12 protein-coding genes and 4 pseudogenes are annotated in these 17610 nt (G+C 51.8%); 9 read left to right on the top strand and 7 right to left on the bottom strand.

Annotated features, from left to right (window positions below):
- Nucleotides 1–158: 158 nt before the first annotated feature.
- Nucleotides 159–485 carry a four-helix bundle copper-binding protein gene (locus CSK29544_RS22300; RefSeq protein WP_022649401.1) on the bottom strand — a complete coding sequence of 109 codons (327 nt, stop codon included), beginning with the start codon at nucleotides 483–485 and terminating at the stop codon, nucleotides 159–161.
- Between the two features lie 431 nt (nucleotides 486–916).
- Between CSK29544_RS22300 and CSK29544_RS02145 the strand changes: the two genes are divergently transcribed.
- Together CSK29544_RS02145 and CSK29544_RS22290 are read left to right on the top strand one after the other, a co-directional pair.
- Nucleotides 917–2050 (top strand): glutathione-independent formaldehyde dehydrogenase, encoded by a 1134-nt coding sequence (locus CSK29544_RS02145; protein ID WP_017384068.1) that lies wholly within the window; start codon nucleotides 917–919, stop codon nucleotides 2048–2050.
- 165 nt (nucleotides 2051–2215) lie between these two features.
- Nucleotides 2216–2911, top strand: a pseudogene (locus CSK29544_RS22290) (IS1 family transposase).
- 14 nt (nucleotides 2912–2925) lie between these two features.
- Here CSK29544_RS22290 and CSK29544_RS22285 read toward each other — a convergent pair.
- The 4 genes and pseudogenes from CSK29544_RS22285 to lacI form a co-directional block, all read right to left on the bottom strand.
- Nucleotides 2926–3066, bottom strand: a pseudogene (locus CSK29544_RS22285) (maltose acetyltransferase domain-containing protein); the annotation flags it as partial.
- A gap of 65 nt (nucleotides 3067–3131) precedes the next feature.
- The gene (lacY, locus tag CSK29544_RS02135; protein WP_003846917.1) at nucleotides 3132–4385 is read right to left on the bottom strand and encodes a lactose permease; all 1254 of its coding nucleotides are present in this window, start codon (nucleotides 4383–4385) and stop codon (nucleotides 3132–3134) included.
- 51 nt (nucleotides 4386–4436) lie between these two features.
- Complete coding sequence (gene lacZ / locus CSK29544_RS02130; RefSeq protein ID WP_007894989.1) at nucleotides 4437–7511, bottom strand: beta-galactosidase; 3075 nt, start codon at nucleotides 7509–7511, stop codon at nucleotides 4437–4439.
- A 121-nt stretch (nucleotides 7512–7632) separates the two neighbouring features.
- Entirely contained in the window at nucleotides 7633–8715 is a 1083-nt protein-coding gene (lacI, locus tag CSK29544_RS02125; protein ID WP_007851507.1) for a DNA-binding transcriptional repressor LacI, read from the bottom strand.
- Between the two features lie 352 nt (nucleotides 8716–9067).
- Here lacI and CSK29544_RS02120 point away from each other — a divergent pair.
- Nucleotides 9068–10077: pseudogene (locus CSK29544_RS02120) on the top strand (zinc-binding alcohol dehydrogenase family protein).
- 359 nt (nucleotides 10078–10436) lie between these two features.
- On the opposite strand, the pseudogene CSK29544_RS02115 reads toward CSK29544_RS02120, so the two are convergent.
- A pseudogene (locus CSK29544_RS02115) lies at nucleotides 10437–12164 on the bottom strand (Tn3 family transposase); the annotation flags it as partial.
- A 158-nt stretch (nucleotides 12165–12322) separates the two neighbouring features.
- On the opposite strand from CSK29544_RS02115, the gene CSK29544_RS02110 reads away from it, so the two are divergent.
- The 3 genes from CSK29544_RS02110 to CSK29544_RS02100 all read left to right on the top strand — a co-directional run bounded on the left by CSK29544_RS02110 (nucleotide 12323) and on the right by CSK29544_RS02100 (nucleotide 14598).
- Nucleotides 12323–12901, top strand: a complete 579-nt coding sequence (locus CSK29544_RS02110; RefSeq protein ID WP_016151342.1) for a recombinase family protein — start codon at nucleotides 12323–12325, stop codon at nucleotides 12899–12901.
- 175 nt (nucleotides 12902–13076) lie between these two features.
- Nucleotides 13077–14282, top strand: a complete 1206-nt coding sequence (gene chrA, locus CSK29544_RS02105; protein ID WP_004206572.1) for a chromate efflux transporter — start codon at nucleotides 13077–13079, stop codon at nucleotides 14280–14282.
- Nucleotides 14283–14292: 10 nt separating this feature from the next.
- A complete protein-coding gene (locus CSK29544_RS02100; protein ID WP_004206574.1) occupies nucleotides 14293–14598 on the top strand; it encodes a PadR family transcriptional regulator in 306 nt (101 codons plus the stop codon).
- A 128-nt stretch (nucleotides 14599–14726) separates the two neighbouring features.
- Here CSK29544_RS02100 and arsH read toward each other — a convergent pair whose 3' ends face one another.
- Nucleotides 14727–15425 (bottom strand): arsenical resistance protein ArsH, encoded by a 699-nt coding sequence (gene arsH / locus CSK29544_RS02095; protein WP_007898876.1) that lies wholly within the window; start codon nucleotides 15423–15425, stop codon nucleotides 14727–14729.
- Nucleotides 15426–15510: 85 nt separating this feature from the next.
- Between arsH and CSK29544_RS02090 the strand changes: the two genes are divergently transcribed.
- From CSK29544_RS02090 to arsC, 3 genes are read left to right on the top strand one after another with little or no spacing between them, the layout of a single operon-like run.
- A complete protein-coding gene (locus tag CSK29544_RS02090) occupies nucleotides 15511–15831 on the top strand; it encodes a transcriptional regulator (RefSeq protein WP_022649397.1) in 321 nt (106 codons plus the stop codon).
- A 44-nt stretch (nucleotides 15832–15875) separates the two neighbouring features.
- The gene (locus tag CSK29544_RS02085) at nucleotides 15876–17165 is read left to right on the top strand and encodes an arsenic transporter (RefSeq protein ID WP_007898880.1); all 1290 of its coding nucleotides are present in this window, start codon (nucleotides 15876–15878) and stop codon (nucleotides 17163–17165) included.
- 12 nt (nucleotides 17166–17177) lie between these two features.
- Nucleotides 17178–17603: a glutaredoxin-dependent arsenate reductase gene (gene arsC / locus CSK29544_RS02080; RefSeq protein WP_007898882.1), complete on the top strand. Its 426-nt coding sequence runs from the start codon at nucleotides 17178–17180 to the stop codon at nucleotides 17601–17603.
- Nucleotides 17604–17610: the final 7 nt, after the last annotated feature.

Here is a 17610-nt window from a genome sequence, read left to right as displayed (position 1 = left end):
AATCAAATAATCTGTGCCAGAATTTGTCATTGAGGCTAGTACTTTCGAGTAGATCTATTTCCCGCCCGTACTCTTAAACTCATCTATCTCATCCTTCTACGACTTATTACCGGGAATATAAAACCCCGCCGAAGCGGGTTTGGTAATTTGAGTTTTTCTCAGGCGGCCATCTTTCTGCATTGTTCGGCGCAGTGATGACAAGCGCTTGAGCAATCCTGACAATGGTCATGTTCATGCTTTCCACACTCGTCACCGCACTTCTGACAAACATCAGCGCAAAGACGGCAAAGATCCTGGGCAGACCCGCTATTTAGTGTCATGAATTGAGCTGCAAGACGGCAGATATTTGCACACTGCATATCCAGTTTTATGCACTCGCGCATCATCTCCAGATTCTCTTCGTCGAGACACGAAGCCGCACAGTTATCACATGCCGTTGCACATAGATAACAGGCTTCGATGCATTTTTTGTATTCGTCTAACATAATTTCTCCTTAGCTAAGGTTACGTATTAAGCATGGAAGAGATAACTGATTATTCAAATTTTGAATTAGTTAATAACCTTTTCAGCATTTCATATCATTGATTCAAAGTGCATCTCTAGGGTTACCTAATTCACCTATGTCTACTTCTGGCACAATGCAGAAATGAGATAGATTTACTTTATCCGCTTCTCGCTCAAAGCTGTCCGTAATCCCCTGCCTGCTTAAAAAAACCGGATTAACGTGTGATGTTTTTACGTTTTCCAGGCAGCCTTCATCGGTAAGTACCTGTCTTACAGACTTCAATGCACTTAGTTAAGAAACATCCTAATCGTCCTTTCGCCGATCGCGAGATCTGTTATGGCAGCTAAACTCGATTGATACCCCAATCCGCCGGGCAGCATTTCCTTTCCGCACGCAAGAAGGAGAAGATCATGAAAGCAGTAATTTACAACGGTCCTTATGATGTAAAAGTAAAAGACGTACCGGATGCGAAAATTGTCCGCCCCACGGATGTACTCGTCCGCATCACCACCACCAACATTTGTGGGTCGGACTTGCACATGTATGAGGGCCGGACCAGCTTTGAACAGGGACGGATTCTGGGTCACGAAAACCTGGGTGAAGTGGTCGAAATTGGCTCAGGCGTTGAACGTATTAAGGTGGGCGACTATGTTTGTCTGCCGTTTAACGTGGGATGTGGTTTTTGCGAAAACTGTGAAAAAGGTCTGACCGGCTTTTGTCTCACTACCAATCCGGGTTCGGCAGGCGCAGCTTATGGTTTTGCTGAAATGGGTCCCTGGGAGGGGGGGCAGGCGGAACTGCTTCGGGTGCCATTTGCCGACTTTAACTGCCTTGTTCTTCCCCCTGATGCGGCAGAAAAAGAAGATGATTATGTGATGCTCTCTGACATTTTTCCTACCGGCTGGCATGCAACAGAACTTGCCGGATTGAAGCCTGGTGAAAGCGTGGCCATTTATGGCGCGGGGCCGGTCGGTTTGATGGCAGCTCATTCGGCGATCATTAAAGGTGCTTCACAGGTGTTTGTGGTTGATACGCACACAGACCGGTTGGCTCTGGCTGAAAAAATGGGGGCGACGGGCATCAATGCTACTGGCGATGAAGCTGTACAAAAAATTCTCGACCTGACGGATGGACGCGGTACGGATTGTGGCTGCGAATGTGTTGGCTATCAGTGCTGTAACAAACATGGCCATGAAGATAACTCTGTCACCATGAACAGTCTTGTTGCGTCGACGAAAGCAACCGGGGGAATTGGTGTGGTTGGCGTCTTTATTCCTCAGGATCCGGGGGCTGAATCGGAGCTTGCCAGAGAGGGTAAGATGCCATTTGATTTTGGGAGTTTCTGGTTTAAAGGACAGGCAATCCGTACCGGCCAGGCGAACGTTAAGGCCTATAACCGTCAGCTGTCTCGCCTCATCCATCACGATAAAGCCAGTCCGGGCAAAATAATTTCTCATCGTCTTTCGCTTGAAGAGGCTCCTGCCGGATATAAGCACTTCGATGAGCGGGATGAAGGATGGACGAAGGTTATCCTTAAGCCTTAAATAGAGTTATCCGGTATGAGAAAGCAAAAACCGGGAAAGAATGTATGACTTTTGACAGGGTGCAATAAAATATCCTGTCAGGGCGTTATTATTCATACTTTCAGCTGCCAGGTGATGCTGCCAACTTACTGATTTAGTGTATGATGGTGTTTTTGAGGTGCTCCAGTGGCTTCTGTTTCTATCAGCTGTCCCTCCTGTTCAGCTACTGACGGGGTGGTGCGTAACGGCAAAAGCACCGCCGGACATCAGCGCTATCTCTGCTCTCACTGCCGTAAAACATGGCAACTGCAGTTCACTTACACCGCTTCTCAACCCGGTACGCACCAGAAAATCATTGATATGGCCATGAATGGCGTTGGATGCCGGGCAACCGCCCGCATTATGGGCGTTGGCCTCAACACGATTTTACGTCACTTAAAAAACTCAGGCCGCAGTCGGTAACCTCGCGCATACAGCCGGGCAGTGACGTCATCGTCTGCGCGGAAATGGACGAACAGTGGGGATACGTCGGGGCTAAATCGCGCCAGCGCTGGCTGTTTTACGCGTATGACAGGCTCCGGAAGACGGTTTGCGCACGTATTCGGTGAACGCACTATGGCGACGCTGGGGCGTCTTATGAGCCTGCTGTCACCCTTTGACGTGGTGATATGGATGACGGATGGCTGGCCGCTGTATGAATCCCGCCTGAAGGGAAAGCTGCACGTAATCAGCAAGCGATATACGCAGCGAATTGAGCGGCATAACCTGAATCTGAGGCAGCACCTGGCACGGCTGGGACGGAAGTCGCTGTCGCTCACAAAATCGGTGGAGCTGCATGACAAAGTCATCGGGCATTATCTGAACATAAAACACTATCAATAAGTTGGAGTCATTACCCTTTTTTCAACTTCTGATGGATGCGAGTGATTGAACTCATACATTAATGTTTTCCCACGAAGTCTTTTTTCAGGTAAGCCTTCGCACATATCGGTAAATAGCTTGCCTGCTTTTATTTTTTCTGTCATCGACATGTTCATTTTTAACATTCCGTCCTGATAAGTTGGTCGGATAAGGCGCTCGCGCCGTATCCGACATTAATTTCTTAAGCGACTTCATTCACCTGGCGACGCAGCAGAGAAAGTGGGCCGGGGCCGCTAAGCGTGAACACGGAAATTAAGGTGAAGCCCAGCGCCACCAGACCCAGCACCAGGTAAGCGCCCTGGAAACCGATGCTTTCATACATATTGCCCGCCAGAATAGACATAAAAATCATCGCCAGTTGCTTAAAGAAGCAGAAACAGACCAGATAAATCGTCGCTGAAAAACGCACTTCAAACTGGCTGGTAATATATTTAAAGCAGCCCACCAGCAGGAACGGTACTTCAAACATATGCAGCGTTTTCAGAATAACCACTTCCAGTGCTGAGGTAGCGAACGATGAGCCAATAATACGTACTGACATAATAGTGCCAGCCAGCAGCAGGGCGTTTTTCCCACCGATGCGATTAATGATCAGTGGCGCAAAAAACATAATCGAGGCGTTAAGTAATTCGCCCATTGTCGTTACGTAGCCAAATACCCGCGTACCCTGTTCACCGGTAGCAAAGAACGAAGTAAAGAAATTAGCAAACTGTTGGTCAAAAACATCGTAGGTGCAGGAAACGCCAATAACATACAGTGACAAAAACCACAGTTTTGGCTGTCTGAACAGTTCCAGCGCCAGCTTAAGGCTAAATGCCGAATGGTTGGCACCTACCGCATTGGCAACCGTGGCAGAAGAGGGCGCATCCGTTTTGGCGAAAAAGAGTAAAACGGCGAGGATGAATGCACAGCCAGAACCCAGCCAGAAAACAAACTGATTATTGATGGTGAACATGATGCCGACAATCGAGGCACACAGCGCCCAGCCAACACAGCCAAACATCCGCGCGCGACCATATTCGAAATTACTGCGACGGCTGACTTTCTCGATAAATGCCTCTACTGCTGGCGCACCGGCGTTAAAACAAAAGCCTAGATAAATACCACCAACAATCGATCCTACTAAAATGTTGTATTGTAACAGTGGCCCGAAGATAAAAATAAAGAACGGCGCAAACATCACTAACATGCCGGTAATAATCCACAGCAGGTATTTGCGCAGCCCGAGTTTGTCAGAAAGCAGACCAAACAGCGGTTGGAATAATAGCGAGAACAGAGAAATAGCGGCAAAAATAATACCCGTATCACTTTTGCTGATATGGTTGATGTCATGTAGCCAAATCGGGAAAAACGGGAAGTAGGCTCCCATGATAAAAAAGTAAAAGAAAAAGAATAAACCGAACATCCAAAAGTTTGTGTTTTTTAAATAGTACATAATGGATTTCCTTACGCGAAATACGGGCAGACATGGCCTGCCCGGTTATTATTATTTTTGACACCAGAGCAACTGGTAATGGTAGCTACCGGCGCTAAGGTGGAATTCCGCCGACACTGACGGGCTCCAGGAGTCGTCGCCACCAATCCCCATATGGAAACCGTCGATATTCAGCCATGTGCCTTCTTCCGCGTGCAGCAGATGGCGATGGCTGGTTTCCATCAGTTGCTGTTGACTGTAGCGGCTGATGTTGAACTGGAAGTCGCCGCGCCACTGGTGTGGGCCATAATTCAATTCGCGCGTCCCGCAGCGCAGACCGTTTTCGCTCGGGAAGACGTACGGGGTATACATGTCTGACAATGGCAGATCCCAGCGGTCAAAACAGGCCGCAGTAAGGCGGTCGGGATAGTTTTCTTGCGGCCCTAATCCGAGCCAGTTTACCCGCTCTGCTACCTGCGCCAGCTGGCAGGTCAGGCCAATCCGCGCCGGATGTGGCGTATTGCTCGCCACTTCAACATCAACGGTAATCGCCATTTGACCACTTCCATCAATCCGGTAGGTTTTCCGGCTGATAAATAAGGTTTTCCCCTGATGCTGCCACGCGTGGACCGTGGTAATCAGCACCGCGTCGGCAAGCGTATCTGCCGTGCACTGCAACAACGCTGCTTCGGCCTGGTAATGGCCCGCCGCCTTCCAGCGTTCGACCCAGGCGTTAGGGTCAATGCGGGTCGCTTCACTTACGCCAATGTCGTTATCCAGCGGTGCGCGGGTGAACTGATCGCGCAGCGGCGTCAGCAGTTGTTTTTTATCGCCAATCCACATCTGTGAAAGAAAGCCTGACTGGCGGTTAAATTGCCAACGCTTATTATCCAGCTCGATGCAAAAATCCGTTTCGCTGGTGGTCAGTTGCGGGATGGCGTGGGGCGCGGAGGGGAGTGTCACGCTGAGGTTTTCCGCCAGACGCCACTGCTGCCAGGCGCTGATGTGTCCGGCTGCTGACCATGTGGTCGCGTTCGGTTGCACTACGTGAACCGTTAGCCAGAGTTGTCCGGCGCTCTCCGGCTGCGGTAGTTCAGGCAGTTCAATCAACTGTTTACCTTGTGGAGCGACATCCAGAGGCACTTCACCGCTTGCCAGCGGCTTGCCATCCAGCGCCACCATCCAGTGCAGGAGCTCGTTATCGCTATGACGGAACAGGTATTCGCTGGTCACTTCGATGGTTCGCCCGGATAAACTGAACTGGAAAAACTGCTGCTGGTGTTTTGCTTCCGTCAGCGCCGGATGCGGCGTGCGGTCTGCAAAGACCAGACCGTTCATGCAGAACTGGCGATCATTCGGCGTATCGCCAAAATCACCGCCGTAAGCCGACCACGGATTGCCATTTTCATCATATTTAATCAGCGACTGATCCACCCAGTCCCAGACGAAGCCGCCCTGTAAACGGGGGTACTGACGAAACGCCTGCCAGTATTTAGCGAAGCCGCCAAGACTGTTACCCATCGCGTGGGCGTATTCGCAAAGGATCAGCGGGCGCGTCTCTCCAGGCAACGAAAGCCATTTTTTGATGGACCATTTCGGCACAGCCGGGAAGGGCTGGTCTTCATCCACGCGCGCGTACATCGGGCAAATAATATCGGTTGCGAAGGTGTCGGCTCCGCCGCCTTCATACTGTACCGGGCGGGAAGGATCGACAGATTTGATCCAGCGATAGAGTGCGTCGTGATTAGCGCCGTGGCCTGATTCATTCCCCAGCGACCAGATGATCACACTCGGGTGATTACGATCGCGCTGCACCATTCGCGTTACGCGTTCGCTCATCGCGGGTAGCCAGCGCGGATCATCGGTCAGACGATTCATTGGCACCATGCCGTGGGTTTCAATGTTGGCTTCATCCACCACATACAGGCCGTAGTGGTCGCACAGCGTGTACCACAGCGGATGGTTCGGATAATGCGAACAGCGCACGGCGTTAAAGTTGTTCTGCTTCATCAGCAGGATATCCTGCACCATCGTCTGCTCATCCATGACCTGACCATGCAGAGGATGATGCTCGTGACGGTTAACGCCGCGAATCAGCAACGGCTTGCCGTTCAGCAGCAGCAGACCATTTTCAATCCGCACCTCGCGGAAACCGACATCGCAGGCTTCTGCTTCAATCAGCGTGCCGTCGGCGGTGTGCAGTTCAACCACCGCACGATAGAGATTCGGGATTTCGGCGCTCCACAGTTTCGGGTTTTCGACGTTCAGACGTAGGGTGACGTGATCGGCATAACCACCACGCTCATCGATAATTTCACCGCCGAAAGGCGCGGTGCCGCTGGCGACCTGCGTTTCACCCTGCCACAAAGAAACCGTCACCCGCAGCTCATCGCGCAGCTCGCCGTACATCTGAACGTCTGCCTCCAGTACAGCGCGGCTGAAATCATCATTAAAGTGAGTGGCTACATGGAAATCGCTGATTTGCGTGCTCGGTTTATGCAGCAACGAGACGTCACGGAAAATGCCGCTCATCCGCCACATATCCTGATCTTCCAGATAACTGCCGTCACTCCAGCGCAGCACCATCACCGCGAGGCGGTTTTCTCCGGCGTGTAAAAATGCGCTCAGGTCAAATTCAGACGGCAAACGACTGTCCTGTCCGTAACCGACCCAGCGCCCGTTGCACCACAAATGAAACGCCGAGTTAACACCATCAAAAATAATTCGCGTCTGGCCTTCCTGTAGCCAGCTTTCATCAACATTAAATGTGAGCGAGTAACAACCCGTCGGATTCTCCGTGGGAACATACGGCGGATTGACCGCAATGGGATAGGTCACGTTGGTGTAGATAGGCGCATCGTAACCGTGCATCTGCCAGTTTGAGGGGACGATGACAGTATCGGCGTCAGGAAGATCGCGCTCCAGCCAGCTTTCTGGTACCGCTTCTGGTGCCGGAAACCAGGCAAAGCGCCATTCACCATTCAGGCTGCGCGACTCTTGGGAAGGGCGATCGGTGCGAGCCTCTTCGCTATTACGCCAGCTGGCGAAAGGGGGATGTGCCGCAAGGCGATTAAGTTGGGTAACGCCAGGGTTTTCCCAGTCACGACGTTGTAATACGACGGCCAGTGAATCCGTAATCATTGTCATAGTTGTATCCTGCGTGAATTGTTATCCGCTCACATTTTCGCATAACATACGAGCCGGACACATAGAGTGTAAAGCCTGGGGTGCCTAATGAGTGAGCTGACTCACATTAATTGCGTTGCGCTCACTGCCCGCTTTCAAGTCGGGAAACTTGTCGTGCCAGCTGCATTAAGGAATCTGCCAACGTGCGGGGAGAGGTGGTTTGCGTATTGGGCGCCAGGGTGGTTTTTCTTTTCACCAGTGAGACGGGCAACAGCTGATTGCTCTTCACCGCCTGGCCCTGAGAGAGTTTCAGCAAGCGGTCCACGCTGGTTTGCCCCAGCAGGCGAAAATCCTGTTTGATGGTGGTTAACGGCGGGATATAACACGAGCTGTCTTCGGTATCGTCGTATCCCACTACCGAGATATCCGCACCAACGCGCAACCCGGACTCGGTAATGGCGCGCATTGCGCCCAGCGCCATCTGATCGTTGGCAACCAGCATCGCAGTGGGAACGATGCCCTCATTTAGCATTTGCATGGTTTGTTGAAAACCGGACATGGCACTCCAGTCGCCTTCCCGTTCCGCTATCGGATGAATTTGATTGCGAGTGAGATATTTATGCCAGCCCGCCAGACGCAGACGCGCCGAGACAGAACTTAATGGGCCCGCTAACAGCGCGATTTGCTGGTGACCCAATGCGACCAGATGCTCCACGCCCAGTCGCGTACCGTCTTCATGGGAGAAAATAATACTGTTGATGGGAGTCTGGTCAGAGACATCAAGAAATAACGCCGGAACATTAGCGCAGGCAGCTTCCACAGCAATGGCATCCTGGTCATCCAGAGGATAGTTAATGATCAGCCCACTGACGCGTTGCGCGAGAAGATTGTGCACCGCCGCTTTACAGGCTTCGACGCCGCTTCGTTCTACCATCGACACCACCACGCTGGCACCCAGTTGATCGGCGCGAGATTTAATCGCCGCGACAATTTGCGACGGCGCGTGCAGGGCCAGACTGGAGGTAGCAACGCCAATCAGCAACGACTGTTTCCCCGCCAGTTGTTGTGCCACGCGGTTGGGAATGTAGTTCAGCTGCGCCATCGCCGCTTCCACCTTTTCCCGCGTTTTCGCAGAGACGTGGCTGGCCTGGTTCACCACGCGGGAAACGGTCTGATAAGAGACACCGGCATACTCTGCGACATCGTATAGCGTTACTGGTTTCACATTTACCACCCTGAATTGACTCTCTTCGGGTGCTATCATGCCATACCACGAAATGTTTTGCGCCATTCGGAGGGGGCACGCCGAAGTGAGATTCAAAATGCCGACGTCAGTTCACAGGTGGGTAATGATACCAACGTGTTGATTTCGTATTTTCACTGACACCAGGATCATCCTGATGTTACAAGGATTGAATGACTACAGATTAAAATAGTCATCAACAGGTTGACAGCATTACCCAGCGCCCGCTTTCCGCGTATTTTTCGATTTGCACTGCCGGGGGCACTGGCGGGTATCGCGTTCCGCACACTTTTACATTTATTTATCTGGTGACTGACCTTTTTAAGGAGACAGAATGAAAGCCGTTGGTTTCTGGCAACCCGGGAAAGTACATCCGTTATTGAAGATTTGTCGCTTCCCCACCCATCCATGCCCAAGGGGCGTGATCTTTTGATCAGAGTCAGGGCGGTCGCGGTTAACCCACGGGACCTGAAAAGCCGGCGAAACATCAGTCCCTCTGCAGGCAATCCGGTAGTTATGGGATACGACGCTTCCGGTGTTGTTGAAGCAACCGGACCAGAGGTGACGCTGTTCAGGCCAGGTGACCACGTTTTCTATGCCGGTGTGCTCGATCGCCAGGGAGCCAACGCAGAGTTTCAGCTGGTTGACGAACGCATTACGGGGATAAAGCCGGCAGCACTAAGTTTTGAAGCTGCAGCGTCGGTTCCTCTGACCGGTCTGACAGCCTGGGAAATGTTATTTGATCGTCTGCAGTTGTCAGTGAACGGAGATGCTGATCAGACCCTGTTGATGCTTGGCGGTGCGGGCGGAGTCCCTTGTATGGCTATACAGCTTGCCCGCACTCTGAGTCGGGTGAACATCATCGGGACTGCCTCCCGGCAGGAGAGTGTCAGAGCGGTTCGCGGGTTTGGTGCGCATTATGTCCTGGATCATTCATGTGCGCTTGCGCCACAGGTTGCCAGCCTTGCTGGACTCCCTCCCATTACCCGGATTTTCTCAACGTACACCACGCCATCTGCCTGGGAAAATATGGCCGAAATTATTGCCCCACAAGGCCGTATCGGACTCATCGACGACCCTGAACCACTGGATCTGCGTTTGATCAAATTTAAGAGCGTTTCTGTTCACTGGGAGGCAATGTTTACCCGCCCCATGCATGCTACTGCGGACATGTCTAAACAGCATGATATTCTTAACAAACTCTCATGCATGCTGGATTCCGGTAAGCTCAAACCTCCGTTGCTGGCAGAGTATGGCAGGCTGAATGCTAAAGCACTTCGCCGGGCTCATGAGGACATGGAAAATAAAAATGTGAACGGGAAAATTGTTTTTTCAGGGTTCTGATGAACAGGCCTGTCAGAGTAAAAAAAGATTCGGGTTCAGCACAATGCTGAATTCTGTCTGGCTATAGAGTAAGAATCGTACCGGAATTGAGCATTTACCCTCAGTACCTGCGGATGAAAAAGCAGTCTGCCCTGACATACTGAACAATCCCTTCTCATAAGATGCCTCTCTTTTGCTGTTTAAAGAGCTGAGCAGTCCGGGCGGAGACTGACCTCGTTCCGCTTTCCAAGCGACCCCCTTGTTGAAAGTGCGACAAAAGAGATAGGGCGAATGACTATACTTCGCTCATAGCTGCCCGCCATGCCAGCTCAAAAAACAGGCTTAACGTAGGATATTTTCCGTTTTCCAAGCGGCCCCCTTTTAGGGTGAGGGAGCATGCCATAAACCAGATCGCCAAAAGGGGATGCTGCTGAAGGGACACTGTTATCCAGCGGGGTAATTTTCACGCCTTTATCCGATATATCAACATCGGGTAAATCACCGGCCAGCGCCATCGCGTTAACTTCTTCCAGACGCGATGCAAGAAGCGTCAAACGGCTCTTGATGTATTCATGGCAATCGGCCGGAACAGCAAGGGGTAACTGGTTATCCCGGAGTGATTTTTCAAAATCGTCTGACGGGATCAGATAATCATCGAAATTCCTGTAGCGGCGTGACCCCTTTACCCAGGTGTCACCTGAACGTAAGGCTCCCTTCAGTTCATTCAGCACGCAAAATTCGTAATATTTTCGGTCAATGCCGGTGGGGGTGATCACAACCTTTCTCCAGCTTTCCGGGATGAACCCGATTGGCGCGGAAGGCGGTACTTTTCGGAGTTGTTTTCTATACATATCTCTGACGGTATCCAATGCGTCACTGAGCTGCATTGCGGCGGGTGCAGCCCTGAACTGCAACACGGACAGCATCCGGGGGGCGTATTTACGCAACGTACTGTATTTTTCTGTGATCAGATGCAACGGGTCGAAGTTGTCCTTACGTGACAGGAACCGCGTCTCTTCCACGCTGTTGATGAATTCCTGCCAGGGAAGGACGTCTTCTATTGCGGCCCAGGGATCTTCCCCGGACTCTCTGGCGTTAAGTAATGCCTGTCCGACGGTAACGTATTGCTTCAGTTTACTCTGAATCAGCTTTCCCGTTTGCTGGAGCCGCTCGGCCTGAGTACGTTTTGCCCTGCTGAACAGACTACTCAGAATACGCTCGTGCAGATCAATAACTTCGTCAGTCAGGGTGGATCTGGCCTCCGATATGATACAAACCAGCGAGGCATAACGGCGAACATCCGTGAATCTTGCCAGATCCCGGCTACTCATTTTCCTGCCTTCGCGTGCGAGTTTCAGGAGTCGGTTCTGGTGAACGGAAAGTGCAATGCCGTCAGGGAGTGCCAGCGACTCAATCGCATTTAACCGGTCGATATGTTGCAGGACATTTTTACCATTAATTTTTCCCGGAGGCTGGAGCAGCCAGGCCAGCCGTGAAGGTTGCTCACCCTCAGATACCAACAGACGGTCCAGTGCCGCTTTATGCCCTGGTTCAAGCTGCGCGGTAAGCGCAGAAAAAACCGCCCTGTCGGCAAGTGTTGTTGCTTCGGCCAGGGTTCGTTCGATCACTTCAACAGAGGGGAAAATAACCTTATTATTGTGGAGCCAGGAGAGCATTTCCTCCGCAAGTAAAAAACCTCTGTCTGTCCGCATGGCGTGGGGATAAAGGTGGCGAATACAGGTTTTTTGCAGCGCCCGGTTAAAAGGGGATAATTCCAGGTAGCGGTAGAGTTCAGCCAGATGTTCCCAGCGGGTGACCTCTCTTGATGCATACTCGGCCCACAAATCAGACTGGACTTTCAAATGAGCCGCCAGCCTGAAGACAACACAGTCGTGAGGTGAAATACTTTTGTCGGGAGGAAACCCTAGTCCTCGCAAATAACAGAGTAAAACTGCAAAGCCCAGACGGTTAGCTGGCCTGCGGTGTTAATTAATGAGCGCGAGGTCATGTTCACTCAGAAAGCACATGCGCGTCAGAAATACGTCATCATCTGGCACAATCAACAAGCGTTCTTTTTCTTCACTACTGAGTATTTGTCTCCGTGGCATAAATGCTTCCCCTGCACATAGTTCATTAAAGTTATCATTCGCACTGACCGAAACCGGTCGGTTTCGTACGCCTCGCAAACAATATGTCCGAAAGTCAGCGAAATTTGTTTCGTACATACGTTATAATTCGGACACCCTTTGCGTACGGAAAGTTTCCTATGTCACGAGTTTTTGCCTACTGTCGGGTCTCCACTCTGGAACAGAATACAGAAAATCAGCGCCATGAAATTGAAGCGGCGGGTTTTGCCATCAGACCCCAGCGGCTGATTGAGGAACATATAAGTGGTTCGGTTGCTGCCAGCGAAAGACCAGGGTTCATCCGGTTGCTTGATCGAATGGAAAGCGGTGACGTATTGATTGTCACCAAACTTGACCGACTCGGCCGTAATGCGATGGATATCCGAAAAACAGTTGAACAACTGGCTACTTTAGATATCCGTGTTCATTGTCTCGCTCTCGGAGGTGCGGATTTAACCAGCCCGGCCGGAAAAATGACTATGCAGGTGATTTCAGCTGTGGCTGAGTTTGAGAGGGATCTGCTGATTGAACGCACACATTCAGGGATTTCTCGGGCAAGATCAGCCGGGAAACGCTTCGGTCGTCCGCCCATCTTGAGCGAGGAGCAAAAAAAAATAGTGTCAGAGCGCCTTAATTCCGGGGCCAGTATCAGTGCGGTTGCCAGAGAATTTAATACCACCCGGCAAACCATACTCCGGGTAAAAGCAGGACAGCAATAATACTGAATGTGAATAAAGCCCATAACTGGCCAGGCAGTTGAAACTGTTCTTGAAGTAAACATCTGGAAAGCATGAAACATCATTCTATCCACAGGGAGCAGTGGCTATTATAATCGAATTTCGATAACGAAATTCGATTATAATAGCCACTAAAACCAGCAATCAGGATCTGACCATGAACGATACTGCCAGGAATGATCACAGCCCCTGGGCTGTCTTTCTGATTTTCTTCCGACTTGGCCTGACATCCTTCGGCGGCCCAATTGCCCATCTGGGTTACTTCCGCGATGAGTTTGTGACGCGACGGCAGTGGTTGACCGAGCGCAGCTATGCAGATTTGGTCGCTCTGTGCCAGTTCCTTCCGGGACCAGCAAGCAGTCAGGTTGGTATAGCGCTCGGGCTGTCCCGGGCCGGTTATACCGGGGCGCTGGCAGCATGGGCCGGCTTCACGCTACCGTCAGCAGTTGCACTGATCCTGTTTGCGCTGGGGATGACCAGTTACGGGGATGTGATGCCCTCTGGTGTATTGCATGGGCTGAAAGTGGTAGCCGTTGCGGTGGTCGCGCAAGCTGTATGGGGCATGGCCCGAAATCTTTGCCCGGATATACCGCGTATTACTGTCATGGCAGTGGCAACCTGCTTTGTGCTTCTTGTGCCATCGGCCTGGGGACAGGTGGGAGTAATCGTCACTGCGGCTGTCACTGGCATGTTACTGTTCAAACCTCAGCAGACGACGGTACATGATCCGCTGCCCGTTTCAATACGGCGTCGCGTCGGATTGTTCTGGCTCACGCTGTTCTTTGTGCTACTGACAGGGTTACCATTGCTGACGGCGATATTCCCAAATCCGACGCTGTTAATGGTAGAAACTTTCTACCGGACCGGATCACTGGTTTTTGGTGGCGGGCATGTCGTGCTGCCATTACTGCAGACTGAAGTCGTTCCTTCTGGCTGGGTCAGCACTGATACATTCCTGGCTGGCTACGGCGCTGCCCAGGCCGTTCCTGGACCGTTGTTCACTTTTGCAGCCTTTCTCGGGGCTTCGATGAACCAGGTGCCTTCTGGCTGGCTGGGTGGTCTGGTTTGTCTGCTGGCAATTTTCGCACCGTCCTTCCTTCTGATTGTGGGAGCATTGCCGTTCTGGGAAAGTCTGCGCCGCAATATCCGTACACAAGCAGCGTTGCAGGGTATTAATGCAGCCGTAGTTGGCCTTCTGCTGGCAGCTCTCTATCAACCAGTATGGACGAGCGCAGTTCTCGCTCCGCAAGATTTCGGCCTTGCCCTTGTGGCACTGGTCGCTCTGATGTTCTGGAAACTGCCGCCGTGGCTGGTCGTAGTGAGTTGCGGTGTTGCGGGTTGGTTGTTGAGTTTAGCACTGTGAGGTTCCGGGCGTGACCGACAAAGATCTTTACGGCGGGATGATCCGTTTGCACATCCTGCATCATGCAGCCAAAGAACCCGTCTTTGGTCTGGGCATCATTGAGGAATTGCGACACCACGGTTATCAACTCAGCCCGGGTACCCTGTATCCGATGCTGCACGGTATGGAAAAGAAGGGGTATCTCACCTCACGACATGTTCAGGCCGGTCGACGAAGTCGGCGAGTATATGAAATCACCGGACAAGGGCACATAGCGCTAACGGACGCCAGAAACAGGGTGAAAGAGCTGTTCGGTGAACTTGTTGAAGGCAAATGATATGCCTATGGTTTTAGTCCGGTCTGCCGTCTTCTGAAAACGACAGACACATGTAAGATTATCCGCTGCCTGGCAGAAGGAGACTTTGTGAAAACGCTCATGGTGTGTATTTATACGATCAGAAGGCGTTATATTTTTTCCTGATTGACGCGGTACGAAAGTTCCTGATGACTCTCTTTTCGTTCGCTGTAGCGATCTGCAAGGTAGCTGGTTTGTCCCCTGAGCAGCAACGTAATTTTAAACAACTCCTCTGCGACATCTACGATACGGTCGTACCATGAGGACGGCTTCATCCTTCCGTTCTCATCAAATTCCTGCCAGGCTTTCGCCACCGAGGACTGGTTGGGAATTGTGAACATCCGCATCCAGCGGCCCAGAATGCGCATCTGGTTCACGGCATTGAAGGACTGCGAACCGCCGCAAACCTGCATCACTGCAAGTGTCTTGCCCTGCGAAGGACGAACCGCGCCTTCACTCAACGGTATCCAGTCGATCTGCGCCTTCATCACCGCGCTCATAGCCCCGTGCCGTTCCGGCGAGCTCCACACCATCCCGTCACACCATCTGACCAGCCCGCGTAGCTCGGAGACTTTAGGGTGCGTATCCGGGGCATCATCCGGCAGGGGTAAACCGGAGGGGTTAAAGAATTTCACCTCCGCGCCCATCGCCGTCAGCAGGCGACCTGCTTCCTCCGCGGCAAAGCGACTGTAGGAGCGCTCCCTTAATGAGCCATACAGGATCAGAATCCGTGGGGGCTCCTGCAGGTGCAGACGTTCGGCAATATGTTGATCAAAACAGTCAGTATTCAGGGCTGGAAATTGTTCCATTTTTCTCCTCCGGAGAGAACAGGTGATTTTAAAGTTAATATATATGATCTAACATATGTGTATTCTAAAGGGAACGGAGTGAAAAATGCTACAACCTGTTCAGCTTTTCAAAATCCTGTCGGATGAAACACGGCTAGCCATCGTCATGCTTCTCCGTGAGTCCGGAGAATTGTGCGTCTGCGATATCTGCGTTGCCACCTGCGAATCGCAGCCCAAAATTTCGCGACATATGGCTATCCTTCGCGAGGCTGATCTGGTTCTTGACCGTCGGGAAGGCAAATGGATCCACTATCGTCTGTCACCCCATATTCCGGCGTGGGCAGCAGAGACAATCACGACGACCTGGCAGTGTCTGCGCGAGGATGTACGTGAATGGCTGGACAAATCAGCCTGCACCTCCTGCTGAGGCAGGAAAACATATTTACAAAATCATATATGATGGGGTCTGAGATGCTTTTGGCAGGGAGTATATTTTTACTGACGCTGGTACTGGTGATCTGGCAACCCAGAGGCCTGAGTATTGGCTGGAGCGCGAGTATCGGGGCTGTGCTGGCGCTGGGAACCGGTGTCATCCATATCTCTGATATTCCCGTTGTCTGGAATATCGTCTGGAACGCGACAGCGGCATTTATTGCGGTCATCATCATCAGCCTGCTGCTCGATGAGTCCGGCTTCTTTGAATGGGCCGCACTGCACGTCTCCCGCTGGGGTAACGGACGTGGCCGCCTGCTGTTCACCTGGATAGTCTTGCTCGGTGCCGCTGTTGCTGCTTTGTTCGCCAATGATGGCGCCGCGCTGATCCTGACGCCGATTGTGATTGCGATGCTGCTCGCACTGGGGTTCAGCCAGGGCACGACACTGGCCTTTGTCATGGCTGCAGGATTTATTGCAGATACGGCCAGCCTGCCACTCATTGTTTCTAACCTGGTGAATATCGTCTCGGCGGACTTCTTCGATCTGGGCTTTACGCAGTACGCCTCCGTTATGATCCCCGTGGATGCGGCAGCGATTGCGGCCACGCTGATCATGCTGCATCTCTTCTTCCGCAGGGATATTCCGGCAACGTATGACGTTTCGCTGCTGAAGACGCCTGCCAGTGTGATAAAGGATGCGGCAACGTTCAGGGCGGGCTGGATTGTCCTGTTATTGCTGCTTGTCGGTTTCTTCGTTCTGGAGCCGCTGGGGATCCCTGTCAGCGCGATAGCAGCTGCTGGCGCAGCAGTACTGTTTATCGTGGCGAAAAGAGGTCATGGCATCAACACAGGGAAAGTCCTGCGCAGTGCGCCATGGCAGATCGTGATTTTTTCGCTGGGCATGTACCTGGTGGTCTATGGCCTGCGCAATGCCGGGCTCACGGAGTATCTGTCTGGTGTACTGAACCTGCTGGCAGAAAAGGGGTTATGGGCAGCAACGTTCGGCACCGGCTTCCTGACCGCGTTCCTGTCGTCGGTGATGAACAATATGCCGACGGTGCTGATTGGCGCGCTGTCGATTGACGGGAGTACGGCGACTGGCGTCGTCAAAGAGGCAATGATTTATGCCAACGTGATTGGCTGCGATTTAGGCCCGAAAATCACCCCGATTGGCAGTCTGGCAACCCTGCTTTGGCTGCATGTGCTTGCCCAGAAAAATATAACGATCACCTGGGGTTATTACTTCCGCACGGGCATTATCATGACTCTGCCCGTGCTGTTTGTCACTCTGGCCGCGCTGGCGTTGCGGCTTTCCATCACTTTGTAATGAGATAAAGATATGAGCAACATTACCATCTATCACAACCCGGCCTGCGGCACTTCACGCAACACGCTGGAGATGATCCGTAACAGCGGTAACGAACCGACCATTATTTATTATCTCGATACGCCACCGACCCGTGATGAGCTGATTAAACTTATTTCAGATATGGGAATTACGGTGCGTGCATTGCTGCGTAAGAATGTTGAGCCTTATGAACACCTGGGCCTTGATGAAGAGAAATTCAGTGATGAGCAGTTGATTGATTTTATGCTTCAACATCCGATCCTGATTAATCGGCCGGTAGTCGTTACGCCGCTTGGCACTCGTCTTTGCCGCCCTTCAGAAATAGTGCTGGATATTCTACCTGAAGGTCAGAAAGGAGCGTTTACCAAAGAGGACGGCGAAAAGATCATTGACGAAACGGGGAAGCGGGTTAAGTAACCTGTTT

This window comes from Cronobacter sakazakii (assembly GCF_000982825.1).
Lineage (GTDB): Bacteria > Pseudomonadota > Gammaproteobacteria > Enterobacterales > Enterobacteriaceae > Cronobacter > Cronobacter sakazakii.
The sequence above is the reverse complement of the archived record's forward strand: the minus strand, read 5'-3'. Positions and strand labels throughout refer to the sequence as shown.

Bases quoted from the DNA above. Each gene is read 5' to 3' on its own strand.
- CSK29544_RS22300 (WP_022649401.1), bottom strand. From the start codon at position 485: ATGTTAGACGAATACAAAAAATGCATCGAAGCCTGTTATCTATGTGCA.
- CSK29544_RS02145 (WP_017384068.1), top strand. From the start codon at position 917: ATGAAAGCAGTAATTTACAACGGTCCTTATGATGTAAAAGTAAAAGAC.
- lacY (WP_003846917.1), bottom strand. From the start codon at position 4,385: ATGTACTATTTAAAAAACACAAACTTTTGGATGTTCGGTTTATTCTTT.
- lacZ (WP_007894989.1), bottom strand. From the start codon at position 7,511: ATGACAATGATTACGGATTCACTGGCCGTCGTATTACAACGTCGTGAC.
- CSK29544_RS02110 (WP_016151342.1), top strand. From the start codon at position 12,323: ATGTCACGAGTTTTTGCCTACTGTCGGGTCTCCACTCTGGAACAGAAT.
- chrA (WP_004206572.1), top strand. From the start codon at position 13,077: ATGAACGATACTGCCAGGAATGATCACAGCCCCTGGGCTGTCTTTCTG.
- arsH (WP_007898876.1), bottom strand. From the start codon at position 15,425: ATGGAACAATTTCCAGCCCTGAATACTGACTGTTTTGATCAACATATT.
- CSK29544_RS02090 (WP_022649397.1), top strand. From the start codon at position 15,511: ATGCTACAACCTGTTCAGCTTTTCAAAATCCTGTCGGATGAAACACGG.
- CSK29544_RS02085 (WP_007898880.1), top strand. From the start codon at position 15,876: ATGCTTTTGGCAGGGAGTATATTTTTACTGACGCTGGTACTGGTGATC.
- arsC (WP_007898882.1), top strand. From the start codon at position 17,178: ATGAGCAACATTACCATCTATCACAACCCGGCCTGCGGCACTTCACGC.